This window comes from Enterobacter sp. WP_7_1 (genome assembly GCF_003688535.1).
GTDB classification, from domain to species: domain Bacteria; phylum Pseudomonadota; class Gammaproteobacteria; order Enterobacterales; family Enterobacteriaceae; genus Enterobacter; species Enterobacter asburiae.
Map to the genome: position 1 here is coordinate 696,298 of NZ_REFK01000001.1, position 25,159 is coordinate 721,456.

18 protein-coding genes are annotated in these 25,159 nt (G+C 56.1%); 9 read left to right on the top strand and 9 right to left on the bottom strand.

Going from position 1 to position 25,159, the window contains the following annotated elements:
* The first annotated feature begins 81 nt into the window (after positions 1-81).
* The 7 genes from cmoM to BJ885_RS03425 all read left to right on the top strand — a co-directional run bounded on the left by cmoM (position 82) and on the right by BJ885_RS03425 (position 10,718).
* Positions 82-861, top strand: coding sequence for a tRNA uridine 5-oxyacetic acid(34) methyltransferase CmoM (gene cmoM / locus BJ885_RS03390; RefSeq protein ID WP_047648169.1), 780 nt, complete (start codon positions 82-84; stop codon positions 859-861).
* 3 nt (positions 862-864) lie between these two features.
* Positions 865-2,187, top strand: a complete 1,323-nt coding sequence (gene mukF / locus BJ885_RS03395; RefSeq protein ID WP_023311005.1) for a chromosome partition protein MukF — start codon at positions 865-867, stop codon at positions 2,185-2,187.
* Positions 2,168-2,872, top strand: coding sequence for a chromosome partition protein MukE (mukE, locus tag BJ885_RS03400; protein WP_121931187.1), 705 nt, complete (start codon positions 2,168-2,170; stop codon positions 2,870-2,872). The genes mukF and mukE overlap by 20 nt, the downstream gene beginning before the upstream one ends.
* On the top strand, positions 2,872-7,323 hold the full coding sequence (gene mukB, locus BJ885_RS03405; protein ID WP_121931188.1) for a chromosome partition protein MukB: 4,452 nt from the start codon (positions 2,872-2,874) through the stop codon (positions 7,321-7,323). Before mukE ends, mukB begins: the two co-directional genes overlap by 1 nt.
* Before the next feature lie 177 nt (positions 7,324-7,500).
* A complete protein-coding gene (gene ldtD / locus BJ885_RS03410; protein WP_121931189.1) occupies positions 7,501-9,324 on the top strand; it encodes a L,D-transpeptidase in 1,824 nt (607 codons plus the stop codon).
* 174 nt (positions 9,325-9,498) lie between these two features.
* Entirely contained in the window at positions 9,499-10,050 is a 552-nt protein-coding gene (locus tag BJ885_RS03420) for a YcbK family protein (protein WP_023335137.1), read from the top strand.
* A 20-nt stretch (positions 10,051-10,070) separates the two neighbouring features.
* On the top strand, positions 10,071-10,718 hold the full coding sequence (locus tag BJ885_RS03425; RefSeq protein ID WP_023311009.1) for an MBL fold metallo-hydrolase: 648 nt from the start codon (positions 10,071-10,073) through the stop codon (positions 10,716-10,718).
* A 48-nt stretch (positions 10,719-10,766) separates the two neighbouring features.
* Here BJ885_RS03425 and BJ885_RS03430 read toward each other — a convergent pair whose 3' ends face one another.
* From BJ885_RS03430 to pncB, 4 genes are all read right to left on the bottom strand, one after another.
* Positions 10,767-11,957 carry an amino acid aminotransferase gene (locus BJ885_RS03430; protein ID WP_029739507.1) on the bottom strand — a complete coding sequence of 397 codons (1,191 nt, stop codon included), beginning with the start codon at positions 11,955-11,957 and terminating at the stop codon, positions 10,767-10,769.
* Positions 11,958-12,141: 184 nt separating this feature from the next.
* A complete protein-coding gene (locus BJ885_RS03435; RefSeq protein WP_029739508.1) occupies positions 12,142-13,248 on the bottom strand; it encodes a porin in 1,107 nt (368 codons plus the stop codon).
* A 606-nt stretch (positions 13,249-13,854) separates the two neighbouring features.
* Positions 13,855-15,255, bottom strand: a complete 1,401-nt coding sequence (gene asnS, locus BJ885_RS03445; RefSeq protein ID WP_029739509.1) for an asparagine--tRNA ligase — start codon at positions 15,253-15,255, stop codon at positions 13,855-13,857.
* Between the two features lie 166 nt (positions 15,256-15,421).
* Complete coding sequence (gene pncB / locus BJ885_RS03450) at positions 15,422-16,624, bottom strand: nicotinate phosphoribosyltransferase (protein WP_121931190.1); 1,203 nt, start codon at positions 16,622-16,624, stop codon at positions 15,422-15,424.
* A gap of 254 nt (positions 16,625-16,878) precedes the next feature.
* Between pncB and pepN the strand changes: the two genes are divergently transcribed.
* Positions 16,879-19,491, top strand: a complete 2,613-nt coding sequence (gene pepN, locus BJ885_RS03455) for an aminopeptidase N (protein WP_121931191.1) — start codon at positions 16,879-16,881, stop codon at positions 19,489-19,491.
* A gap of 51 nt (positions 19,492-19,542) precedes the next feature.
* Here the strand turns inward: pepN and ssuB are convergent, their stop codons facing one another.
* The 5 genes from ssuB to ssuE are packed head-to-tail and all read right to left on the bottom strand — an operon-like array spanning position 19,543 to position 23,783.
* Positions 19,543-20,313: an aliphatic sulfonates ABC transporter ATP-binding protein gene (gene ssuB, locus BJ885_RS03460; RefSeq protein ID WP_023311015.1), complete on the bottom strand. Its 771-nt coding sequence runs from the start codon at positions 20,311-20,313 to the stop codon at positions 19,543-19,545.
* The gene (gene ssuC, locus BJ885_RS03465) at positions 20,310-21,101 is read right to left on the bottom strand and encodes an aliphatic sulfonate ABC transporter permease SsuC (RefSeq protein ID WP_121931192.1); all 792 of its coding nucleotides are present in this window, start codon (positions 21,099-21,101) and stop codon (positions 20,310-20,312) included. Before ssuC ends, ssuB begins: the two co-directional genes overlap by 4 nt.
* Positions 21,102-21,110: 9 nt before the next feature.
* Positions 21,111-22,256, bottom strand: a complete 1,146-nt coding sequence (ssuD, locus tag BJ885_RS03470) for an FMNH2-dependent alkanesulfonate monooxygenase (protein WP_121931193.1) — start codon at positions 22,254-22,256, stop codon at positions 21,111-21,113.
* A complete protein-coding gene (locus BJ885_RS03475; protein ID WP_121931194.1) occupies positions 22,253-23,215 on the bottom strand; it encodes a sulfonate ABC transporter substrate-binding protein in 963 nt (320 codons plus the stop codon). Before BJ885_RS03475 ends, ssuD begins: the two co-directional genes overlap by 4 nt.
* Positions 23,208-23,783, bottom strand: coding sequence for an NADPH-dependent FMN reductase (gene ssuE / locus BJ885_RS03480; RefSeq protein ID WP_008499940.1), 576 nt, complete (start codon positions 23,781-23,783; stop codon positions 23,208-23,210). The genes BJ885_RS03475 and ssuE overlap by 8 nt, the downstream gene beginning before the upstream one ends.
* A gap of 248 nt (positions 23,784-24,031) precedes the next feature.
* On the opposite strand from ssuE, the gene pyrD reads away from it, so the two are divergent.
* The gene (pyrD, locus tag BJ885_RS03490; RefSeq protein WP_023311019.1) at positions 24,032-25,042 is read left to right on the top strand and encodes a quinone-dependent dihydroorotate dehydrogenase; all 1,011 of its coding nucleotides are present in this window, start codon (positions 24,032-24,034) and stop codon (positions 25,040-25,042) included.
* Positions 25,043-25,159: the final 117 nt, after the last annotated feature.

Genomic DNA, 25,159 nt, shown 5'->3' on the forward strand with positions numbered 1-25,159 from the left:
TGATATTACACCAGAGAGGTTCATTCTCCGCGCGGGTGTGACAAAATAGCGGTTTTGCAGTTAGCGAGTGGAACTCTCCCAATGCGGGATCGCAATTTTGATGACATCGCGGAAAAGTTTTCGCGCAACATTTATGGCACCACGAAAGGGCAGCTCCGTCAGACGATCCTCTGGCAGGATCTGGACACCATCCTGGCTACCTTTGGCGGGCAAACGTTGCGCGTGCTGGACGCCGGTGGCGGTGAAGGGCAGACGGCGATAAAAATGGCCGAGCGCGGTCATCACGTCACGCTTTGCGATCTTTCTGCTGAAATGGTCTCCCGCGCGACGCGTGCTGCAGAAGAGAAAGGTGTGAGCGACAACATGCATTTTATACAATGCGCCGCTCAGGACATCGCGCAGCATTTGGAAACCCAGGTTGATCTGATATTGTTTCATGCGGTGCTGGAGTGGGTTGCCGATCCGCAAAGCGTGTTACAAACCCTGTGGTCGATGTTGCGCCCGGGCGGCACGCTGTCGCTGATGTTCTACAATGCTAACGGCTTCCTGATGCACAACATGGTTGCAGGAAACTTCGACTATGTGCAGGTCGGGATGCCCAAAAAGAAAAAGCGCACGCTTTCCCCGGACTATCCGCGCGATCCACAGCAGGTTTATGGCTGGCTGGAAGCGATTGGCTGGCAGATCGTCGGGAAGACGGGCGTCAGGGTGTTTCATGATTATCTGCGTGAAAAACACAAACAGCGTGACTGTTTTGACACCTTAACAGAATTAGAAACGCGGTATTGCCGTCAGGAGCCTTTTATCAGCCTTGGCCGCTATATTCACGTCACCGCGCACAAGCCGCAGATGCAAGGATAACCTATGAGTGAATTTTCCCAGACAGTCCCCGAACTGGTTGCCTGGGCCAGGAAAAACGATTTCTCCATCTCGCTGCCGGTAGACAGACTCTCTTTCCTGCTGGCGGTTGCCACGCTGAACGGCGAACGGCTGGACGGTGAAATGAGCGAGGGTGAACTGGTGGATGCGTTCCGCCATGTCAGTGATGCGTTTGAGCAAACCAGCGAAACCATTAGCGTGCGTGCCAACAACGCGATCAACGATATGGTGCGTCAACGTCTGCTGAACCGCTTTACCAGCGAGCAGGCGGAAGGAAACGCCATCTATCGCCTGACGCCGCTGGGCATCGGCATCACCGATTACTACATCCGCCAGCGTGAATTTTCCACGCTGCGTCTTTCCATGCAGCTCTCGATCGTGGCGGGTGAGCTTAAGCGCGCCGCCGACGCGGCGGATGAAAACGGTGACGAATTCCACTGGCACCGCAACGTCTACGCGCCGCTGAAATATTCGGTGGCCGAGATTTTCGACAGTATCGATCTCACCCAGCGCCTGATGGACGAACAGCAGCAGCAGGTGAAAGACGATATCGCGCAGCTGCTTAATAAAGACTGGCGAGCGGCCATCTCCAGCTGTGAACTTCTGCTGTCAGAAACCTCCGGCACGCTGCGCGAACTCCAGGATACGCTGGAAGCCGCAGGGGACAAGCTGCAGGCTAACCTGCTGCGCATCCAGGATGCGACGCTGGCGCATGACGATCTGCATTTTATCGACCGCCTGGTCTTCGACCTGCAAAGCAAGCTTGACCGCATTATCAGCTGGGGCCAGCAGTCGATCGACCTGTGGATCGGCTACGACCGACACGTGCATAAATTTATCCGTACCGCGATTGATATGGATAAAAACCGCGTCTTTGCTCAGCGTCTGCGTCAGTCGGTGCAGACCTATTTCGATGCGCCGTGGGCTCTGACCTACGCCAATGCCGATCGTCTGCTGGATATGCGCGACGAAGAGATGGCGCTGCGCGATGAAGAGGTGACCGGTGAACTGCCGCCGGATCTGGAATACGAAGAATTTAACGAAATTCGCGAGCAGCTTGCGGCGATGATCGAAGAACAGCTCGCTGTCTACAAAACCAGACAAGTGCCGCTGGATCTTGGTCTCGTGGTGCGCGACTATCTGGCGCAATATCCACGCGCGCGCCACTTCGACATTGCCCGCATTGTGGTAGACCAGGCGGTGCGCCTGGGCGTCGCGCAAGCAGATTTCACCGGACTGCCGCCGAAGTGGCAGCCAATTAACGATTACGGAGCCAAGGTACAGGCGCATGTCATTGACAAATATTGAACAAGTGATGCCCGTTAAGCTGGCACAGGCGCTGGCGAATCCGTTATTTCCGGCGCTGGACAGCCAGCTGCGTGCCGGTCGTCACATTGGCTTAGACGAGCTGGATAATCACGCCTTTTTGATGGACTTTCAGGAGTACCTGGAAGAGTTTTACGCACGCTACAACGTGGAGCTTATCCGCGCGCCGGAAGGGTTTTTCTACCTGCGCCCGCGTTCCACGACGCTGATCCCGCGTTCCGTGCTCTCCGAGCTGGATATGATGGTCGGCAAAATTCTCTGCTACCTCTACCTCAGCCCGGAACGTCTGGCGAATGAAGGGATCTTCACCCAGCAGGAACTTTACGACGAGCTGTTGACGCTGGCAGATGAAGGCAAGCTGCTCAAGCTGGTGAACAACCGCTCCACGGGGTCGGATCTTGACCGTCAGAAATTACAGGAAAAGGTTCGCTCTTCTCTGAACCGTCTGCGTCGTCTGGGGATGGTCTGGTTTATGGGCCACGACAGCACCAAATTCCGCATCACGGAATCTGTCTTCCGCTTCGGCGCCGACGTGCGCGCGGGCGATGACGCGCGTGAAGCGCAGCTTCGCATGATCCGCGACGGTGAAGCGATGCCGGTGGAAAACCATTTGCAGCTCAATGATGAGCATGAAGAGAATCTGCCGGATAGCGGGGAGGAAGAGTAATGATTGAACGCGGTAAATTTCGCTCACTGACGCTGATTAACTGGAACGGCTTCTTTGCCCGAACGTTCGATCTGGATGAGCTGGTCACGACGCTCTCCGGCGGTAACGGTGCGGGTAAATCCACCACCATGGCGGCCTTTGTTACGGCGCTGATCCCCGATCTGACGCTGCTTCACTTCCGTAACACCACCGAAGCGGGGGCAACAAGCGGCTCCCGTGATAAAGGCTTGCACGGTAAGCTGAAGGCCGGCGTCTGTTATTCGGTTCTGGACGTCATTAACTCCCGTCATCAGCGTGTGGTGGTGGGCGTGCGGCTGCAGCAGGTCGCCGGTCGCGACCGTAAAGTGGATATCAAACCGTTTGCGATCCAGGGGCTGCCAACCTCCGTGCAGCCGACGGCGCTGCTGACGGAAACCCTGAACGAACGTCAGGCGCGCGTGCTGACGCTGCAGGAGCTGAAGGACAAGCTCGAAGCTATCGAAGGCGTACAGTTCAAGCAGTTCAACTCGATTACCGACTACCACTCGCTGATGTTCGATCTGGGCGTGGTGGCGCGTCGTCTGCGCACCGCATCAGACCGTAGCAAATACTACCGCCTGATCGAAGCGTCTCTGTACGGCGGTATCTCCAGCGCGATTACCCGCTCCCTGCGCGACTACCTGCTGCCGGAAAACAGCGGCGTGCGTAAGGCCTTCCAGGATATGGAAGCGGCGCTGCGCGAAAACCGCATGACGCTGGAAGCGATTCGCGTTACCCAGTCTGACCGCGACCTGTTTAAACACCTGATCAGCGAAGCCACCAACTACGTGGCGGCGGACTACATGCGCCACGCCAACGAGCGCCGGGTGCATCTCGATCAGGCATTAGAATACCGCCGCGAGCTGTTTACCTCCCGTAAACAGCTGGTGGCCGAGCAGTACAAGCACGTCGAAATGGCGCGCGAGCTGGGCGAGCACAACGGTGCTGAAGGCGACCTGGAAGCCGATTACCAGGCCGCCAGCGATCACCTGAACCTGGTGCAGACCGCGCTGCGTCAGCAGGAAAAAATCGAGCGCTATGAAGCGGACCTTGATGAGCTGCAGATTCGTCTCGAAGAGCAAAATGAAGTGGTGGCTGAAGCCGCCGACATGCAGGAAGAGAACGAAGCCCGCGCCGAAGCGGCCGAGCTGGAAGTGGATGAGCTGAAAAGCCAGCTTGCCGATTACCAGCAGGCACTTGACGTGCAGCAGACGCGTGCGATTCAGTACACTCAGGCACTGCAGGCATTACAGCGTGCGAAAGAGCTGTGCCATCTGCCTGACCTGACGCCGGACAGCGCCGACGAGTGGCTGGATACCTTCCAGGCCAAAGAGCAGGAAGCCACCGAGAAACTGCTCTCCCTTGAACAGAAAATGAGCGTCGCGCAAACGGCGCACAGCCAGTTTGAACAGGCTTATCAGCTGGTGGTCGCAATTAACGGCCCGCTGGCGCGTAACGAAGCCTGGGACGTTGCCCGTGAACTGCTGCGCGACGGTGTGAACCAGCGCCATCTGGCCGAGCAGGTTCAGCCGCTGCGTATGCGTCTGAACGAGCTGGAGCAGCGCCTGCGCGAGCAGCAGGAAGCCGAGCGTCTGCTGGCGGAATTCTGCAAGCGTCAGGGAAAAAATTACGATTTCGACGAGCTTGAGGCCCTGCATCAGGAGCTGGAAGCGCGTATTGCGGCCCTGTCCGATACCGTATCAAACGCCAGCGAACAGCGTATGACCCTGCGTCAGGAGCTGGAGCAGATTCAGTCCCGTTCGAAGACGCTCCTGGAGCGAGCGCCGGTCTGGCTGGCGGCTCAAAGCAGCCTGAACCAGCTCAGTGAGCAATGCGGCGAGCAGTTCGAATCCGGCCAGGAAGTGACCGAATACCTGCAGCAGCTGCTGGAGCGCGAGCGCGAAGCCATCGTTGAGCGTGACGAAGTGGGCGCCCGCAAGCGCGACGTCGATGAAGAAATTGAGCGTTTAAGCCAGCCGGGCGGGTCAGAAGATCTGCGCCTGAATGCGCTAGCCGAGCGTTTTGGCGGCGTGCTGCTGTCCGAGATTTATGACGATGTTGGCCTTGACGATGCCCCGTACTTCTCCGCGCTGTACGGTCCATCCCGCAACGCGATTGTGGTCCCGGATCTGTCGCTGATTTCTGATCAGCTTGCCGGCCTGGAAGATTGCCCGGAAGATCTCTATCTGATCGAAGGGGATCCGCAGTCGTTCGATGACAGCGTATTCAGCGTCGACGAGCTGGAAAAAGCGGTGGTGGTGAAAATTGCCGACCGTCAGTGGCGTTACTCCCGCTTCCCTGAGCTGCCGCTGTTTGGCCGCGCCGCGCGCGAAAGCCGCATCGAGAGCCTGCACGCCGAGCGTGAAACGCTGTCTGAACGTTTTGCGACGCTGTCGTTTGACGTGCAGAAAACCCAGCGTCTGCATCAGTCGTTCAGCCGCTTTATCGGCAGCCATCTCGCCGTTGCGTTTGACGCGGATCCGGAAGCCGAAATCCGCAAGCTAAATACCCGCCGTGGCGAGCTGGAACGTGCGATTGCAAGTCATGAAAGTGATAACCAGCAAAGTCGCGTTCAGTTTGAACAGGCGAAAGAGGGCGTCTCTGCCCTTAACCGCATTCTGCCGCGCCTGAATCTGCTGGCGGATGACACGCTGGCTGACCGCGTGGATGAGATCCAGGAGCGTCTGGATGAAGCGCAGGAAGCCGCGCGTTTCGTTCAGCAGCATGGCAATCAGCTTGCGAAGCTGGAGCCCGTCGTGTCTGTCCTGCAGAGCGACCCGGAACAGTTCGAGCAGTTAAAAGAAGATTATGCCTGGTCGCAGCAAGTGCAGCGCGAAGCGCGTCAGCAGGCGTTTGCCCTGACGGAAGTGGTGCAGCGTCGCGCGCACTTTGGCTACTCCGATTCGGCTGAAATGCTGAGCGGTAACAGCGACCTGAACGAAAAATTGCGTCAGCGCCTTGAGCAGGCGGAAGCGGAACGTACTCGCGCCCGCGAAGCAATGCGCAGCCATTCCGCTCAGCTCAACCAGTACAACCAGGTGCTGGCCTCGCTGAAAAGCTCCTTCGATACCAAGAAAGAGCTGTTAAACGATCTGCAGAAAGAGCTTCAGGACATCGGCGTTCGCGCCGACAGCGGGGCAGAAGAGCGCGCGCGTATTCGTCGTGACGAGCTGCATTCGCAGCTCAGCAATAACCGCGCGCGTCGTAATCAGCTGGAAAAAGCGCTTACCTTCTGCGAAGCCGAAATGGATAACCTGACCCGTCGCCTGCGCAAGCTGGAACGCGACTATCACGAAATGCGCGAGCAGGTCGTGACCGCCAAGGCGGGCTGGTGCGCGGTGATGCGCATGGTGAAAGACAATAACGTTGAGCGTCGTCTGCACCGCCGCGAGCTGGCGTATCTCTCTGCCGATGAGCTGCGCTCCATGTCGGATAAGGCGTTGGGTGCGCTGCGTCTGGCGGTGGCGGATAACGAACACCTGCGCGACGTGCTGCGCATGTCGGAGGATCCGAAACGTCCGGAACGTAAAATCCAGTTCTTCGTGGCGGTTTACCAGCACCTGCGCGAGCGTATTCGTCAGGACATCATCCGTACCGACGATCCGGTTGAAGCCATCGAACAGATGGAAATCGAGCTGGGTCGCCTGACGGAGGAGCTGACCTCCCGCGAGCAGAAGCTGGCTATCAGCTCCCGCAGCGTGGCGAACATCATTCGTAAAACCATTCAGCGCGAGCAGAACCGTATCCGCCAGCTGAACCAGGGTCTGCAGAGCGTGTCGTTTGGTCAGGTGAACAGCGTGCGCCTCAACGTCAACGTGCGTGAAGCCCACGCGACGCTGCTGGAAGTGCTCTCAGAGCAGCACGAGCAGCATCAGGATCTGTTCAACAGCAACCGTCTGACCTTCTCCGAAGCGCTGGCGAAGCTGTATCAGCGCCTGAACCCGCAGATTGATATGGGGCAACGTACGCCGCAAACCATCGGTGAAGAGCTGCTGGACTACCGTAACTACCTGGAAATGGAAGTTGAGGTAAACCGTGGCTCAGACGGCTGGCTGCGTGCGGAATCCGGGGCGCTCTCTACCGGTGAGGCGATCGGTACCGGGATGTCAATTCTGGTGATGGTCGTACAGAGCTGGGAAGATGAAGCGCGCCGCCTGCGCGGCAAAGACATCTCGCCGTGCCGACTGCTGTTCCTGGATGAGGCGGCGCGTCTTGATGCCCGCTCGATTGCCACGCTGTTCGAGCTTTGCGAACGTCTCGATATGCAGCTCATTATTGCGGCGCCGGAGAACATCAGCCCCGAGAAGGGCACCACCTACAAACTGGTGCGTAAAGTGTTCCAGAACAGCGAACACGTTCACGTTGTCGGTCTGCGTGGCTTTGCGCCGCAGCCGCCGGAGTCATTGCCGGAAACCACGGCGGACGCTTCCTGAAGCATGTTCTGACCCGAAGCGGCGCATTGGCGCCGCTTTTTTTTAAACTTAACTTGTGCTTGGGGCTGCGTTATCTTTAAACTTCTTTACATAAGGTAAGGCAACAGCTTAGCCGTCTACCTATAATGAAAGAAAGCCCCAACGTGATGGGCATGTCGTGAAAACAGGGGGCAAGGGATGTTGCTAAAGAAAGAATGTGGTCGTCAGCTGTCTGCGCTGAGTTTATGCCTGGCAGTGATGTTTGCTCCACTGTTAACCGCCCAGGCCGACGAGCCTGAAATTGTGCCGACTGACAGCTCGGCAACGACAGGCGCGCAGCCAACCTCGTTGTCCCAGCCGCTGGACCAGTCTCCGGCGACGGCTATCATGGCCGGAATTAAACCGCTGCCGGAAGGCATCGACGCGGAATCGCTCAGCCAGCAGCTGCAGTCGGGGCTACCGTCAGGCTACACGCCTGTCTATATCAATCAGCTCACGCTCCTCTATGCCGCCCGCGATATGAAACCGATGTGGGAAAACCGCGATGCCGTGCGCGCCTTCCAGCAGCAGCTGGCGGAAGTCGCGATTGCAGGGTTTCAGCCGCAGTTTACAAAGTGGGTTGAGCTGTTAACCGATCCTGCCGTCACCGGGCAGGCGCGTGACGTGGTGCTTTCCGATGCCATGATGGGCTACCTGCAGTTCGTGGCGGGTATTCCGGTCAATGGCAACCGTTGGCTGTACAGCGATAAGCCGTACAAGCTGGCGACGCCGGCGCTGTCGGTGATTAACCAGTGGCAGCTAGCGCTGGATAACGGCGAACTGCCGCGCTTTATCGCCAGCCTCGCACCGGCGCACCCACAATATGCCACTCTGCACCAGTCGCTCCTCGCTCTGGTGGGGGACACGCGTCCATGGCCGCAAATGCGCGGTACCTCGACGCTGCGTCCGGGGCAGTGGAGCAGCGATGTTCCCGCCCTGCGCGAGATCCTTACGCGTTCCGGCCTTCTTGACGGTGGGCCAAAGATTGCTCTTCCGGGGGATGATCAACAAAACGTCGCCGTCAGCCCATCAGCGCCAGTAAAAGAGAAGAAAGCCGTTGTCCTGAGCGACAAACCCGCGGCTTACGATCGCGAGCTGGTTGCGGCCGTTAAACAGTTCCAGGCCGCTCAGGGACTGGGGGCCGATGGCGTCATTGGCCAGACGACGCGCGACTGGCTGAACGTATCGCCTGCGCAGCGGGCTGGGGTGCTGGCGCTCAATATCCAGCGTTTGCGCTTGCTGCCGGGAACGCTCTCTACCGGGATTATGGTAAACATCCCAGCGTATTCCCTGGTCTATTATCAGGATGGTAGCGAAAAACTGGCGTCGCGCGTGATTGTCGGGCGTCCGGATCGTAAAACACCAATGATGAGCAGCGCGCTGAATAACGTGGTGGTTAACCCGCCGTGGAACGTACCGCCGACCCTGGCGCGAAAAGATATTTTGCCGAAGGTCTGGAACGATCCGGGTTATCTGCAACGCCATGGCTATACGGTGATGCGTGGCTGGAACAGCAAAGAGGCCATCGATCCTTATATGGTCGACTGGTCGACGATCACCGCGTCGAATCTGCCATTCCGTTTCCAGCAGGCTCCAGGGGCGCACAACTCTTTAGGGCGCTACAAATTCAATATGCCGAGTTCGGAAGCTATCTACCTGCACGATACGCCGAACCACAACCTGTTCCAGAAAGATACTCGCGCGCTGAGTTCTGGCTGCGTGCGCGTGAACAAAGCCTCGGAGCTGGCCAATATGCTGCTGCAGGATGCGGGCTGGAACGATACTCGCATCTCGGATGCCCTGAAACAGGGGGACACGCGTTACGTTAATATTCGCCACAATATTCCGGTCAATCTTTACTATCTGACGGCGTTTGTGGGCGAAGACGGGCGTACCCAGTATCGTACAGATATTTACAATTATGATCTCACCGCGCGATCCGGCGCACAAATTTTGCCAAAAGCGGAACAATTAATCAGGTAAATGAAGTAGTTCGGGAAAAATGATTGTCGTAAGTTATGGTGAATAAGGGGCTATATCGCTGCAAGCCGCGTATTCACTGGGGTTGGGCGCCTTGACGTACCTGGTTTTGCCAGTTAAGGTGCCCTTCGTGCGCTAAGCATATTACGATTTCTTTTACCTGTAGACCTGATTATCATGGACAAATTTGACGCTAATCGCCGCAAACTGCTGGCGTTAGGTGGCGTTGCGCTTGGCGCAGCGGCCATCCTGCCGACGCCAGCATTTGCCACCCTCTCGACACCTCGTCCGCGAGTTTTAACGCTCAACAATCTTCATACCGGTGAGTCGCTAAAAGCGGAGTTTTTTGATGGCAGAGGCTATATTCAGGATGAATTAGCAAGACTTAACCATTTTTTCCGTGATTTCCGCGCGAATAAAATAAAAGCCATCGATCCAGGACTGTTTGATCAGATTTTCCGCCTTCAGGGCCTGCTGGGCACCAGCAAGCCGGTGCAGCTCATCTCTGGCTATCGCTCGATTGATACCAACAATGAACTGCGCGCCCACAGCCGCGGGGTAGCGAAAAAAAGCTATCACACGAAGGGCCAGGCAATGGATTTCCATATTGAAGGCGTTTCGTTAGCCAATATTCGCAAAGCCGCGTTATCTATGCGCGCAGGTGGTGTAGGATATTACCCCAGCAGCAACTTTGTGCATATTGATACCGGTCCGGTTCGGCACTGGTAATAACGAAACACAGGAGCAGTATGAACTATCGTATTATTCCGGTTACCGCGTTCTCCCAGAATTGTTCATTGATCTGGTGCGAACAGACTAAACTGGCCGCGCTTGTCGATCCCGGCGGTGACGCTGAGAAAATCAAGCAGGAAGTCGCAGCAAGCGGCGTCACGCTGATGCAGATTTTGCTCACTCATGGTCATCTTGACCATGTAGGTGCTGCCGCTGAACTGGCTGAACACTACGGTGTGCCGGTGATCGGCCCGGAAAAAGAAGATGAGTTCTGGCTGCAGGGGTTACCCGCCCAAAGCCGCATGTTTGGCCTTGATGAGTGTCAGCCCCTGACGCCCGATCGCTGGCTGAACGAAGGAGAGCGCGTTAACGTAGGGAATGTGACTTTACAGGTGTTGCATTGTCCTGGGCATACGCCAGGCCATATCGTCTTCTTTGATGACCAGTCCCGTCTGCTGATTTCCGGCGATGTGATCTTCAAAGGTGGCGTAGGACGCAGCGATTTTCCGCGCGGCGATCACGGCCAGCTGATTCAGTCGATTAAACAAAAGTTATTGCCGCTGGGTGATGACGTTACGTTTATCCCTGGACACGGTCCGATGTCGACGTTGGGCTATGAACGGCTCCATAATCCGTTCCTTCAGGATGAGATGCCTGTCTGGTAACCAGAATAAAAAAAGCCTGCATAACGCAGGCTTTTTTATGGACGCAAATTACAGTACGGCGACAATCGCTTCGCACAGTGGCGCCATGTTGTCAGGCGTCATGCCAGCAACGTTCACGCGGCCAGAGGCCACTGCGTACACGCCAAACTCTTCACGCAGACGCAGAACCTGCTCTTTGGTCAGGCCGCTGAACGAGAACATGCCGTTCTGTTTGATGATAAAGCTGAAGTCGCGGTCCGCGCCTTTCTCAGCCAGGGTATTCACAAACAGCAGGCGCATGCGCTGAATACGCTGACGCATATCGTTCAGCTCTTGTTCCCAGATAGCGCGCAGCGCATCGTTGCTCAGGATAGTGGCAACAACAGACGCACCGTGTGCCGGTGGGTTAGAGTAGTTAGCGCGGATAACCGATTTCATCTGGCTGAACGCACGATCGACAGTCTCTTCGTTAGCGGCAACCAGCGTACAGGCACCTACGCGCTCATTGTACAGACCGAAGTTCTTGGAGTAAGAGCTTGCGACAATCAGCTCCTGATGCACGGCTGCGAACGCGCGCAGGCCTTCGGCATCTTCTTCCAGACCGCGGGCGAAGCCCTGGTAGGCAAAGTCAAACAGCGGCAGCCAGCCTTTTTCAACGGACAGCTTCGCCAGGTGTTGCCACTGCTCAAGCGTCGGATCGATACCGGTTGGGTTGTGGCAGCAGCCGTGGAACAGTACCACGTCACCTGCCTGCGCTTCGCTCAGGCTCGCCAGCAGGCCGTCAAAGTCGAGAGAGTGGTTTGCCGCGTCGTAGTAGGCGTATTCACGCACTTCCAGACCCGCAGAGTTAAACACGCTCTTGTGGTTCGGCCAGCTTGGGTTGCTTACCCATACGCGCTTAACAGAGGTGTTTTTCGCCAGGAAATCCGCCGCAACGCGCAGCGCGCCGGTACCGCCAGGGGTTTGTGCTGTGCGAGCGCGTTTGCTGCTCACAATTTCGCTGCCTTTACCGAACAGCAGTTCCTGAGTGCAGCGACCAAATTCAGGGATACCATCAATACCGAGGTAGTTTTTGGTGGTTTCGTTTTCCAGCAGATACTGCTCAGCTTTCTTAACGCTGGTCAGTACCGGAGTTTTGCCGGTTTCATCTTTATATACACCAATACCCAGGTTGATTTTGCCAGGGCGGTCGTCGGCACGAAACAGATCGGCCAGGCCCAGAATAGGGTCGGCAGGAGCGGCGGTAATGTTCTCAAACATGACGAAGTTCCATTGTGATTACAGAAGTGAAATCCGCTATCAGGTTAACGGTAGATTTACAAAATGCCAACCGTTTGCGACGAAAAGCGTGCGGCTTTTCAAAAGTCGCCATTATTTTCTGTCACGCATAAAAAAACAGGGCCGAAGCCCTGTTCATTAAGCATATAACAAAGTGGTGTACTGATTAGAACTGGTAGGTTACGCCCACAGCAGCCATATCGTCGTTGCCGTTCAGACCGCCAACAGCTTTCGCGTAGTCGGAGTCTTTGTCCAGCAGGTTGATGTAGTAGTCAGCCCACACGTTGAAGTTCTTGTTGAAGTAGTAAGTGGTACCAACCTGGATGAATTTAGCCAGGTCTGCATCGCCACCGCTGAAGCCATTGACGGCAGCCAGGTCTTTACCTTTGGTCTGCACGTAGGAGATGGCTGGACGCAGGCCGAAATCGAACTGGTACTGAGCAACCACTTCGAAGTTCTGCGTTTTGTTAGCGAAGCCAGCGTCACCGTTAGAACCGGTACGAGTGGTGTTACGGGTTTCTGCATAGGTGGTTGCCAGGTAGATGTTGTTAGCGTCGTATTTCAGACCAACACCCCATGCTTCAGCTTTATCACCTTCCCCATCAGCTTTCTGGTTCAGAGTACGGTTAGCGTTGCTGTAAGATGCGATTGCACCGAAGCCTTCGCCGAAATCGTAGCCCAGGGAGTAGCCTACGCCGTCACCGTTAGAGGTTTTAACGTCAGTACGGTCGTTTTTGCCCTGGTACTGAACGCCCAGGCTCAGACCGTCAACCAGACCGAAGAAGTTGCTGTTACGGTAGGTCAGCAGACCGGTGCTGCGGCTGGTCATAAAGTTATCAACATAGTTACCGCCCCAGGTCATACCAGAGAAGGACGGTGCCATATCGGTGTAAGATTCTACGTCGTAAACGATACCGTAGTTACGACCGTAGTCGATGCTGCCAGCGTCGCCCGCTTTCAGGCCAGCAAATGCCAGACGGTTTTTGTTAGTCTGAGCACCATTTTCAGCCTGGTTGGCCAGGAAACGGTATTCCCACTGGCCATAACCGGTCAGCTGGTCGTTGATCTGAGTTTCGCCTTTGAAACCGATCTGCGCGTAGGTAGCGTCGTTATTGTTGGTGTTATCACCAGAAGTCACGAAATCGTGCTCGGCGTTAACTTTACCGTAGAAGTCCAGTTTGTTGCCGTTCTTGTTATAGATTTCTGCAGCGTTAGCTGCACCGGCTACCAGCAGGGCAGGGATTACCACTGCCAGAATATTGCGCTTCATCATTATTTATTACCCTCATTGGTTTTTTTATGACACTCGCCACTGCCGTCAATAAATTCTGTCAATAAATATTTCCGGAACTATTGATGAGAGTTTGGTGTCTTTATGTATCTGACAGGCATCTTTCCATTCGGCGAAGCGTTTCGCTAGCCTGAAAGTGCTACAATTCTCAAGATTAAGTAACCAAAAGAAATTATGTGTAACTAAATGTGTATTTTTGGGAACTTTGTGAACCACCTCAAACTTCAGACCAGTCTGGCGAATTAAACGGCAAAACCTATCCTATATATATGAATTGCTTATGATTAATTGAGATAAAGGTGATTCGTATAAACAGATGTTAAACGACTCTGTTTTTCTTATGACCCCAAAAAGACTTCTGGACGGCTGTAAAAGTGGTTGAAATTTGTGCTATCGCTTGAGGATGTAATAATCGCAATAAGAATGGGGTTTATTTTTTGTGGCTGGATATTTCGCGGAAACAAAACGTAACAGGTAGTGGTTGTGACGGGGTGAAGGTTTAAAGACGCTGACTTTGCGCTGACGAAAACTGACAATACAGAATAAAATAATGGCCAGCATAAGCTGGCCATTTTAGTTTTGTACCGATTAGAAGCTGGCGTTACGTGGAGTGCGTGGGAAAGGAATCACGTCGCGTACGTTCTGAACACCGGTAACGTAGGCAATCAGACGCTCGAAGCCCAGACCAAAACCGGCGTGCGGTACGGTACCGTAACGACGCAGATCGCGGTACCAGCTGTAATCCGCTGGGTTGAGCCCCATCTCTTCCATACGCGCGTCCAGCACGTCAAGACGCTCTTCACGCTGAGAGCCACCGATGATTTCACCAATGCCCGGCGCCAGAACGTCCATTGCTGCCACCGTTTTACCGTCTTCGTTAAGGCGCATATAGAAGGCCTTAATGTCTTTCGGGTAGTTTTTAACGACAACCGGCGCTTTGAAATGCTTCTCGGCCAGATAGCGTTCGTGCTCAGACGCCAGGTCAACGCCCCAGTAAACCGGGTTCTCGAACGTCTCACCGCATTTCTCGAGGATCGCCACCGCGTCGGTATAGTCCACCTGCGCAAAGTCGGCAGACACGAAACGCTCCAGACGCGCCACAGCATCGCTGTCTACACGCTCTGCGAAGAATTTCATGTCGTCAGGACGCTCTTCCAGCACCGCTTTGAACACATACTTCAGCATCGCTTCCGCCAGGCCAGCAACATCGTCCAGGTCGGCGAAGGCCACTTCAGGCTCCAGCATCCAGAATTCCGCCAGGTGACGGCTGGTGTTGGAGTTTTCGGCGCGGAAGGTTGGGCCAAAGGTGTAGATCTTAGACAGCGCACAGGCGTACGTTTCGCCGTTGAGCTGACCGGATACCGTCAGGAAGGCTTCTTTACCAAAGAAGTCTTTGTCATAGTCCACTTTACCTTCAGGCGTGCGCGGCAGGTTTTCCATGTCCAGCGTCGAGACGCGGAACATCTCACCCGCGCCTTCCGTATCGGACGCGGTGATCAGCGGGGTAGATACCCAGAAATAACCCTGCTCGTCGAAGAAACGATGCAGCGCCTGCGCCAGCGTATGACGCACGCGCGCCACCGCACCAATCAGGTTGGTACGCGGACGCAGGTGGGCGACTTCACGCAGATATTCGATGCTGTGGCGTTTTGCCGCCATCGGATAGGTGTCCGGATCTTCAACCCAGCCGGTGACTTCAATGGCAGAGGCCTGAATTTCGAAGCTCTGGCCCTGACCTGGTGAAGCCACAACCACGCCGGTAACAATGACGGAGCAACCGGTTGTCAGGCGCAGAACGTCATCATTGTAATTGGGCAGAGAATTATTAATGACGGCCTGTACAGGATCAAAGCAGGAACCGTCATAGACGGCAAGGAAGGAGATGCCAGCTTTAGAATCTCGGCGGGTACGCACCCATCCGCGCACGGTGACTTCCTGGTCAACGGCGACACGGCCCTGGAGTACGTCGGCTACAGGCACAACGCTCATAATATTCTCTCTGTTAATAGTCGGAAAAAATAAACACTTGTCCACCCTTATGGGGGGATATCTATGTTACCTGCCATCCGTTATCAGACAAGTAAATTTCGCAGTTAAAAGAGAAGAATTGAGAAATAAATAAGGAGAAGGGAGCCATAAAGGCTCCCGTAAGCGCTTAACTGGCTTTTTTGATCAAGGGGAGGTCGAACGCTTTACGCAATGCGCGGACAAACGCTTTGTCATGGCAGATGGTTTTACCCGGGCTGTCGGAGAGTTTCGCCACCGGCTTGCCGTTACATTCCACCAGTTTGATGACGATATTCAGAGGTTTTACCTGAGGAATATCGCAGGTCAAACGGGTACCGATCCCGAAGCTCAGGTTCACCCGGGTGCTGAAATGACGATAGAGGTCGACCGCTTTCGCCAGGTCGAGATTATCCGAGAAGACCAGCACCTTGCTCATCGGATCAATTCCGAGCTTCTCGTAATGGGCAATGGCCTTCTCGCCCCATTCAACCGGATCCCCGGAGTCATGGCGTAACCCCTGGTAACGTTCAGCGAACTCGGGACCAAAGTCGCGCAGGAAGGCATCCATCGTAATACAGTCGGTGAGGGCGATCCCGAGCTGATTCGGGTACTCCTCAAGCCATGCGGCCAGTGCCGCGCGCTGGCTGTTAGCCAGATCGGGGCTGATCTGCTGATGCGCCTGGAACCACTCGTGCGCCTGGGTGCCCATTGGCGTCAGGCTGAGGCGACGCGCCAGATCGTAGTTACTTGTGCCAACGAACCACGGCTCCTGCTGCAGACGTTTAACGATGGCCTCCTGAACGTCACGCGAGAAACGGCGGCGGGTGCCAAAGTCCATCAGGCGGAAGCGGGACATGTCCAGCCCTTCGGTCAGCGTAGAGAAGGCTGTGAGTTTATTTTCCAGCGCGGCGACCGCCTGCTCGACGCCTGTTTCAGGCGAACGGTAGCGGTGAGCCAGTTCACTGATCACCGCCAGAAGCGGCACTTCCCACATGATCACTTCCCGCCACGGACCTTCAAGGCGAATATCCAGCTTGCCGTTATCGTTAAGCACGGTGACCTGCTCCGGCTTATAGCGGAAATCGCGCAGCCAGTTCAGGTAGTCGGCTTTGAAGAAAGGCAGGCCAGAAAGCCACTGATATTCCTCGTCCTGCAGCGTCAGATGCTGCATAGCATCGACCTGTTCACGAATGGCGTCTGCGTAGATACCGAGCAAGTCGTCGCCACGACAGCGGAATTCCGCCGCGACGTGAACGTCATAGTAATGGTGGAAAACGGCTTGCTGCATATGCAGTTTATACGCGTCGGTATCCAGCAACGTATGCAGAACTGGAGAAGGGAATTGAGTCATAGGTGCGCAGTAGCATCCTCTCACAGGAGCGTTTAGTACAATAAACAACTCCGGAGTATACCTTGTTTAGTGATTTATTGAACCCCGATCACAACATAAGCGCGTTTTATGGTCGAGGGCATTTTGTGCCCCGTGTTATACAAATGTAGCAAAAAAAGGTTTTGACCCTGAAAAGATGAACATTCTGCATAGCGCGATTTGCGCAACAGGAATATATTGAAACGTTACTCGACAAACGATGCATAAGGTTTTCTATGACACAACAGCCACAAGCCAAATACCGCCACGACTACCGTGCGCCGGATTACCTGATTAGCGAAATCGATCTGACTTTTGACCTGGATGCCACTAAAACCGTTGTCACGGCGGTAAGCCAGGTGACGCGCCATAGCGCAACTGCGGTGCCGCTGCGTCTGGATGGTGAAGACCTGACGCTGGTCTCCCTGCATATTAATGATGAAGCCTGGTCGGACTATAAAGAAGAAAACAACCAGCTGGTCATCGACAACCTGCCGGAACAGTTTACGCTGCGCATCGTGAATGAAATCAGCCCGGCCGCCAACACCGCGCTGGAAGGGCTTTACCAGTCGGGCGTGGCGCTGTGTACCCAGTGTGAAGCGGAAGGGTTCCGCCATATAACCTGGTATCTCGACCGTCCGGACGTCCTGGCGCGCTTCACCACCAAAATCATCGCCGATAAAACCCTGTATCCCTTCCTGCTCTCCAACGGTAACCGCGTAGGCGAAGGCGAGCTGGAGAATGGCCGTCACTGGGTGCAGTGGCAGGATCCCTTCCCGAAACCGTGCTACCTGTTTGCGCTGGTGGCGGGGGACTTCGACGTGCTGCGCGACACCTTCAAAACGCGCTCAGGCCGCGAGGTGGCGCTGGAGCTGTTTGTTGACCGCGGCAACCTTGACCGCGCGCCGTGGGCGATGACCTCCCTCATCAACTCCATGAAGTGGGACGAGGAGCGCTTTGGCCTCGAATATGACCTCGACATCTATATGATCGTCGCCGTCGATTTCTTCAACATGGGCGCAATGGAGAATAAAGGCCTTAACGTCTTTAACTCCAAATACGTGCTGGCGCGTACCGATACCGCAACGGATAAAGACTACCTCGATATCGAACGCGTCATCGGCCACGAATATTTCCACAACTGGACCGGTAACCGCGTCACCTGCCGCGACTGGTTCCAGCTGAGCCTGAAAGAGGGCCTGACCGTCTTCCGAGATCAGGAGTTCAGCTCCGATCTGGGGTCACGCGCGGTGAACCGCATCAACAACGTGCGCACCATGCGTGGCCTGCAGTTTGCGGAAGATGCCAGCCCAATGGCGCACCCGATCCGCCCGGATAAAGTCATCGAGATGAACAACTTCTACACTCTGACGGTGTACGAGAAGGGCGCTGAAATTATCCGCATGATCCACACCCTGCTGGGCGAGGAGAACTTCCAGAAAGGGATGCAGCTGTACTTCGAGCGTCATGACGGCAGCGCGGCCACCTGTGACGATTTTGTGCAGGCGATGGAGGATGCCTCTAATGTCGATCTTTCTCACTTCCGCCGCTGGTACAGCCAGGCCGGGACGCCGGTTGTCACCGTCAAAGACGATTACAATCCGGAAACCGAGCAGTATACCCTGACCATCAGCCAGCGCACGCCGCCGACGGCGGAGCAGGAAGAGAAATATCCGCTGCATATTCCGTTCAGCATTGAGCTGTACGATAACGAAGGCAAAGTCATCCCGCTCCAGAAGGGCGGTCACCCGGTACACCACGTGCTGAACGTGACTCAGGCCGAGCAGACCTTTATCTTCGATAACGTCTACTTCCAGCCGGTGCCTGCGCTGCTGTGTGAATTCTCCGCACCGGTGAAGCTGGAATACAAGTGGAGCGATCAGCAGCTGACGTTCCTGATGCGTCACGCGCGTAACGACTTCTCCCGCTGGGATGCGGCGCAAAGCCTTCTGGCGACCTACATCAAGCTCAACGTAAACCGCCATCAGCAGGGCCAGCCGCTGTCGCTGCCTGTCCATGTGGCTGACGCGTTCCGCGCGATCCTTCTGGATGAGAAGATTGACCCGGCCCTGGCCGCTGAAATTCTGACCCTGCCGTCAGCGACTGAAATCGCCGAGCTGTTTGACATCATCGACCCGATTGCCATCGTGGCGGTGCGCGAAGCGTTGACCCGTACGCTGGCTGCAGAACTGGCCGATGAGTTCCTCGCCATTTATAACACCAACAAGCTTGATGCTTATCGCGTTGAGCACGCGGACATTGGTAAACGTTCTCTGCGCAATACCTGCCTGCGCTATCTGGCGTTTGGTGAAACCGAGCTGGCGAACACCCTGGTGAGCAAGCAGTATCACGAAGCGGATAACATGACCGACGCGCTGGCCGCGCTGGGCGCAAGCGTTGCCGCCGAACTGCCGTGCCGCGATGCGCTGATGCAGGAGTACGACGACAAGTGGCATCAGGATGGCCTGGTGATGGACAAGTGGTTCATCCTGCAGGCGACCAGCCCGGCGGCCGATGCGCTCAGCAACGTGCGCAGCCTGCTGAAGCATCGCTCCTTTACCCTGAGCAACCCAAACCGCGTGCGTTCTCTGATTGGCGCGTTTGCCAGCAGCAACCCGGCGGCGTTCCACGCCGAAGACGGCAGCGGTTATCAGTTCATGGTGGAAATGCTGACCGAGCTGAACAGCCGTAACCCGCAGGTGGCGTCTCGCCTGATAGAGCCGCTGATCCGTCTGAAACGTTACGACGCGAAGCGTCAGGCGAAGATGCGTGCCGCGCTTGAGCAGCTGAAAGGGCTGGAAAATCTTTCTGGTGACTTGTACGAGAAGATTGCTAAGGCACTGGCCTGATAGAAAGCTTAACCCTCCCTCTCCCTGTGGGAGAGGGCCGGGGTGAGGGCATCAGGCATTAGCCTTAGCTCGTTCTAACTCCGTACCCCCGCGCTTCATCACCCGATCCAATACCTCAGCTTCCAGCTCCGCCAGCCTTGCCGAGCCCACGCGGCGAGGGCGCGGAAGATCCACCGTCAGATCCAGACCTATTTTCCCGTCCTCTATTAACAGCACCCGGTCAGCCATCGCGACGGCCTCGCTCACGTCATGCGTCACCAGGAGTACCGTAAAGCCGTGCGCCTGCCACAGGGATCCAATCAAATCCTGCATTTCGATCCGCGTCAGGGCGTCAAGCGCGCCGAGCGGTTCATCAAGCAACAGCAGGCCCGGACGGTGAATCAGCGCGCGCGCCAGCGCCACGCGCTGCTTCTGACCACCCGAGAGGGCTGCCGGCCATTCACCCGCACGATTTTCCAGCCCAACGGCGGCCAGCGCCTGGCGGGCTTCATCCCGCCAGCTGCCCTTAAGACCGAGCCCGACATTGTCAATAACCGTTTTCCACGGCAGCAGGCGTGCATCCTGAAACATCATGCGGGTATCGTCCTGAATATTCGAAAGCGGCGTCGTTCCTGCCAGAATGTCACCGCCGTTGGGGGCTTCCAGCCCGGCCAGAAGGCGTAGCAGGGTACTCTTGCCGCCGCCGCTGCGACCAACAACGGCCACAAATTGTCCGGCGGGAATATGCAGATCCAGCCCGTTAAGAATGGTGTTTTCGCCGTAGCGTTTGGTCACGCCGTTCAGCAGTAACGGTGTTCCCTGGTTCAGTCGTGCAGTATTCATGCTTTCGCCTCCTGAAGGGTGTAGGCCGGGTTCCAGCGCAGCCAGCTGCGCTCCAGCCACTGGGCGCTGACGTCTGCGAGTTTACCGAGCAGGGCATACAGAATGATGGCAACCACCACCACGTCCGTTTGCAGGAACTCGCGGGCGTTCATTGCCAGGTAGCCTATGCCTGAGTTGGCCGAGATGGTCTCCGCCACAATCAGCGTCAGCCACATCAGGCCGAGCGCAAAACGCACCCCGACCATAATGGAGGGCAGGGCGCCCGGCAGGATCACGTGTATAAAGAGAGAAAAACCTGATAAGCCGTAGCTGCGCGCCATCTCGACCAGACCGCGATCGATATTGCGGATGCCGTGCCAGGTGTTGATGTAGATCGGGAACAGTGTGCCCAGCGCCACGAGGAAGATCTTGGCGCTCTCATCAATACCAAACCACAGGATAACCAGCGGGATCAGCGCCAGATGCGGCACGTTGCGCAGCATCTGAATGGAGGTATCCAGCAGCCGCTCGCCCCAGCGGGAAAGGCCGCTGATCAAGCCCAGAACCAGACCGATGCTGCCGCCGATGGAAAACCCAATCACGGCGCGCCAGGAGCTGATCGCCAGATGCTGCCACAGCTCGCCGCTCACGCTCAGCGACCAGAACGCTTTTACGACGCCCTCCGGAGAGGGCAGAATGCGGCTCGACAGCCAGCCGGTGGACGACGCGAGCTGCCAGAGAGCCACAATGCCGACGGGTAAAAACCACGGCGCGGCGCGCAGCAGCCATTTTTGTGAGGGGGCAGACATGGTCACTCCTTAGCTTTGGGCGGCTTTGCGTGGAATAAACTCGTTCGCCACGGCTTCGCCCTGAAGCTGAAGCCGCTGCGGCTGCGGAATTTCCGGAATGGCGACATCCAGATGCGGGAATAACAGCTCGCCCACCTTGTACGCCTCTTCCAGATGCGGATAACCGGAGAGAATAAAGCTGTCGATACCCAGGTCAGCGTATTCATTAATCCGGGCGGCTACGGTCGGTCCGTCGCCGACCAGCGCCGTGCCCGCACCGCCGCGCACCAGGCCAACGCCCGCCCACAGGTTCGGGCTGATCTCCAGGTTCTCGCGCTTGCCGTTGTGCAGGGACGCCATTCGGTGCTGTCCGACGGAGTCGGTTTTGGTAAACGCGGCCTGCGCCTTCGCGATGGTCTCATCGTCCAGGTGGGAAATCAGGCGGTCGGCGGCCTGCCAGGCTTCTTCATTGGTTTCGCGCACAATCACGTGCAGGCGAATGCCGAAGCGCACCTTGCGGCCGTGGGCGGCCGCCTTAGCGCGGACCTGGGCAATTTTTTCTTTCACCAGCTCAGGCGGTTCGCCCCAGGTCAGGTAGAGATCGACCTGCTCTGCCGCCAGATCCTGGGCCACATCCGACGATCCGCCAAAATAGAGCGGCGGGCGCGGCTGCTGCACCGGCGGGAAGTAGAGTTTCGCGTCACGTACGTGAATATGCTTGCCTTCGAAGGTGACGGTTTCCCCTTCCAGCAGGCGTCGCCAGACGCGGGTGAACTCGGCGGAGGCTTCATAGCGCTCGGTATGGTCGAGGAACACCCCGTCGCCCGCCAGCTCCTGCGGGTCGCTGCCCGTTACCAGGTTAAACAGGGCGCGGCCGTTGGACAGCCTGTCCAGCGTTGCCGCCTGACGCGCCGCCACGGTGGGGGAGACAACGCTCGGGCGTAACGCCACCAGGAACTTCAGACGCTGGGTGACCGGGATCATCGACGCGGCCACCAGCCACGCATCCTCGCACGAACGTCCGGTCGGGATCAGCACCCCGGTGAAACCGATTCGGTCCGCCGCCTGCGCAATCTGCTGCAGGTAGCCGTGGTCAACCGGGCGCGAGCCCTCTTCTGTACCAAGATAGTGTCCATCACCGTGGGTGGGTAAAAACCAGAAAAGATTCAGACTCATGATTTAGCTCCTTCTTTGCCTGCGGGCTGCCAGATGCGTTCGCGTATAGTGACCTGTTTTGGCACCAGGTGGTTTTGATAGAAAAGGTCAGCCGTTTGTTGCTGAAGCGCGGCGACGTGGGCGTCCACGGGCGTAATGGTGGTCGGCGGACGGTGGTTGAGATAGCTCGCGATCACCGGCTCAGGTAAGCCCATGGTTTTCGCCAGCAGGGCAATGCTCTCCTGACGCTGGGTCTGGGTCAGCGCGTCGGCCTGGGTAAAGGTATCCAGTACGCCCTGAATAAATGCGCCGTTCTTTTCCGCATAAGGACGGGCGGCCAGGTAGAACGAGCCGGTCTGCTTCAGCGTGGTACCGTCTTTCAGCACGCGAACGCCGCCCTGCAGCAATGCGGCGGAGTAGTACGGATCCCAGATGGCCCAGGCATCAACGTTCTTCTGCTGGAACGCGGCGCGGGCGTCGGCAGGCGTCAGGTAAACAGGCTGAATGTCAGTGAACTTGAGCCCGTCTTCCTGCAGGGCGCGCAGCAGCAGGTTGTGCGAGCTGGAACCTTTCTGGAAAGCCACTTTATGCCCTTTAAGGTCGGCGACGCTTTTAATGTCGCTGTTTTCAGGCACCAGAATCACTTCGGCCTTCGGTTTGGGCGGCTCAACGCCAACATAGACGAGGTCCGCTCCCGCCGCCTGGGCGAATATCGGCGGAATATCACCCGTGCTGCCGAGATCGATACTGCCGACGTTCAGGGCCTCCAGCATCTGCGGGCCAGCCGGGAACTCCACCCACGAGAATTTGGTGTCCGGGAAGCGTTTTTCCAGAAGCTGGTGGCTTTTCGCCAGCACCATGCTGACGCTGCCTTTCTGATAGCCAATGCGCAAACTTTCCGGGGCCGTTTCTGCGGCATGGGCCAGCGAGGTAAGCGCCATCAGACCTGCCAGGCCGATGCGGGTTAACGTTTTAAACATGTGCGACTCCTTGAGGCTGACCAAACGCCGGGGCCTGGATATCCCGGCGGTGCAGGGCATGCCAGAAGGTTTCCAGGGCGTTATCGAGGCGGGTTTGCAGGTTCGGCGTAAAATGAGGTTTATGTTGATAATCGATAACCTGGGAGTCATCTGCGAAAACGCCGTGGAGGATCTCCTGCGCTTTCAACGCGTTCAGCACCGGCTTCAGGGCATAATCCACGGCCAGTAAATGGGCCACCGTACCGCCCGTTGCCAGCGGCAGCACGACTTTGCCGTCCAGCGCGCGTTCCGGAAGCAGATCGAGCAGGGTTTTCAGCGCCCCGGAAAAAGAGGCTTTATAAATGGGCGTAGCCACAATTAAGCCGTCAGCGCCGTTAAGCTGCTCGATGAGCGTTTTAAGCGCAGGGCTGTCGAAACGGGCATAGAGCAGATCTTCAGGTTCGAAGTTATGCAGGTTCCAGTGGCACACTTCCACATCCAGGGCATTGAGTTTTTCGCGGGCATATTCCAGCAGGGCGCTGGAGCGCGAAGGGAATCGTGGACTTCCGGCCAGGGTAATGACGCGCATACTTCCTCCTTATAACCAATTGTTTGCTTTTATCTAACATTCATAACAATTTTCAGGAGTGTGACACCGCGCGGTTATTCCACTAAATGATTTATCTGCAATTAAAATGCGAAAAAGTGCATAAGAAATAGACGGGAAGGTAAACGATTGCGTTTTGCGCTGATTTTTTGCCGCAGGTCAATTCCCTTTCGCGCGTGGATCGCCCATAATCCCCTCCCGGTTTGCACACCGGGAATCCAGGAGAGTTCATGTACTACCCCTTCGTTCGTAAAGCCCTTTTCCAGCTCGACCCTGAGCGCGCTCATGAATTTACATTCCAGCAATTACGTCGTATTACCGGAACGCCTCTGGCCGCTCTGGTGCGTCAGAATGTGCCGGAAAAACCTGTGCAGTGCATGGGTCTGACCTTTAAAAATCCGCTGGGTCTGGCGGCGGGTCTGGACAAAAATGGCGAGTGCATTGATGCCCTGGGCGCGATGGGCTTTGGCTCCATTGAAATCGGTACCGTCACGCCGCGCCCGCAGCCGGGAAATGACAAGCCGCGCCTGTTCCGCCTGGTTGAAGCCGAAGGGCTGATCAACCGCATGGGCTTTAATAACCTCGGTGTTGATCACCTTGTTGAGAACGTAAAAAAAGCCCATTTTGACGGGATATTAGGCATCAATATCGGCAAAAATAAAGACACGCCGGTTGAGCAGGGTAAAGATGACTATCTGATTTGTATGGAAAAAGTCTACGCCTATGCCGGTTATATCGCGGTGAATATTTCTTCACCCAATACCCCGGGTCTGCGTTCCTTACAATATGGCGAAGCGCTGGACGATCTTCTGAGTGCCATTAAAAATAAACAAAATGAACTCCAGACGATCCACCATAAATATGTTCCGGTCGCGGTTAAGATCGCCCCGGATCTTTCTCCTGAAGAATTGATCCAGGTTGCCGACAGTTTGGTTCGCCATAATATTGATGGTGTTATTGCGACCAATACCACCCTCGATCGTTCCCTCGTGCAGGGAATGAAAAACTGTGACGAAGCGGGTGGGTTAAGTGGACGTCCGGTGCAATTAAAAAGCACCGAAATTATTCGCGCCCTGTCTGCGGAATTAAAAGGACGTCTGCCAATTATTGGCGTCGGCGGCATTGACTCAGTGATTGCTGCGCGCGAGAAGATGGCGGCGGGTGCATCACTGGTGCAAATCTATTCCGGCTTTATTTTTAAAGGACCGCCGCTGATTAAAGAAATCGTTACTCATATCTAATCTTTTCTCTTAATCAGACAACCAGGGCTTTATTTCCAGCCCTGGTTGTTTTATATTCCGTCACTGTTGCTTATTTAGTCATTATAGTCTTTTATTAATGGTGTTATAAACGAGGCG

Coding starts and splice junctions, on each gene's coding strand:
- BJ885_RS03475 (WP_121931194.1), bottom strand. CDS start 23,215: ATGTTTAAAACGTTAACCCGCATCGGCCTGGCAGGTCTGATGGCGCTT.
- ssuD (WP_121931193.1), bottom strand. CDS start 22,256: ATGAGTCTGAATCTTTTCTGGTTTTTACCCACCCACGGTGATGGACAC.
- cmoM (WP_047648169.1), top strand. CDS start 82: ATGCGGGATCGCAATTTTGATGACATCGCGGAAAAGTTTTCGCGCAAC.
- pyrD (WP_023311019.1), top strand. CDS start 24,032: ATGTACTACCCCTTCGTTCGTAAAGCCCTTTTCCAGCTCGACCCTGAG.
- BJ885_RS03425 (WP_023311009.1), top strand. CDS start 10,071: ATGAACTATCGTATTATTCCGGTTACCGCGTTCTCCCAGAATTGTTCA.
- pncB (WP_121931190.1), bottom strand. CDS start 16,624: ATGACTCAATTCCCTTCTCCAGTTCTGCATACGTTGCTGGATACCGAC.
- ssuC (WP_121931192.1), bottom strand. CDS start 21,101: ATGTCTGCCCCCTCACAAAAATGGCTGCTGCGCGCCGCGCCGTGGTTT.
- mukE (WP_121931187.1), top strand. CDS start 2,168: ATGTCATTGACAAATATTGAACAAGTGATGCCCGTTAAGCTGGCACAG.
- ldtD (WP_121931189.1), top strand. CDS start 7,501: ATGTTGCTAAAGAAAGAATGTGGTCGTCAGCTGTCTGCGCTGAGTTTA.
- ssuE (WP_008499940.1), bottom strand. CDS start 23,783: ATGCGCGTCATTACCCTGGCCGGAAGTCCACGATTCCCTTCGCGCTCC.
- mukB (WP_121931188.1), top strand. CDS start 2,872: ATGATTGAACGCGGTAAATTTCGCTCACTGACGCTGATTAACTGGAAC.
- BJ885_RS03435 (WP_029739508.1), bottom strand. CDS start 13,248: ATGATGAAGCGCAATATTCTGGCAGTGGTAATCCCTGCCCTGCTGGTA.
- ssuB (WP_023311015.1), bottom strand. CDS start 20,313: ATGAATACTGCACGACTGAACCAGGGAACACCGTTACTGCTGAACGGC.
- BJ885_RS03430 (WP_029739507.1), bottom strand. CDS start 11,957: ATGTTTGAGAACATTACCGCCGCTCCTGCCGACCCTATTCTGGGCCTG.
- pepN (WP_121931191.1), top strand. CDS start 16,879: ATGACACAACAGCCACAAGCCAAATACCGCCACGACTACCGTGCGCCG.
- mukF (WP_023311005.1), top strand. CDS start 865: ATGAGTGAATTTTCCCAGACAGTCCCCGAACTGGTTGCCTGGGCCAGG.
- BJ885_RS03420 (WP_023335137.1), top strand. CDS start 9,499: ATGGACAAATTTGACGCTAATCGCCGCAAACTGCTGGCGTTAGGTGGC.
- asnS (WP_029739509.1), bottom strand. CDS start 15,255: ATGAGCGTTGTGCCTGTAGCCGACGTACTCCAGGGCCGTGTCGCCGTT.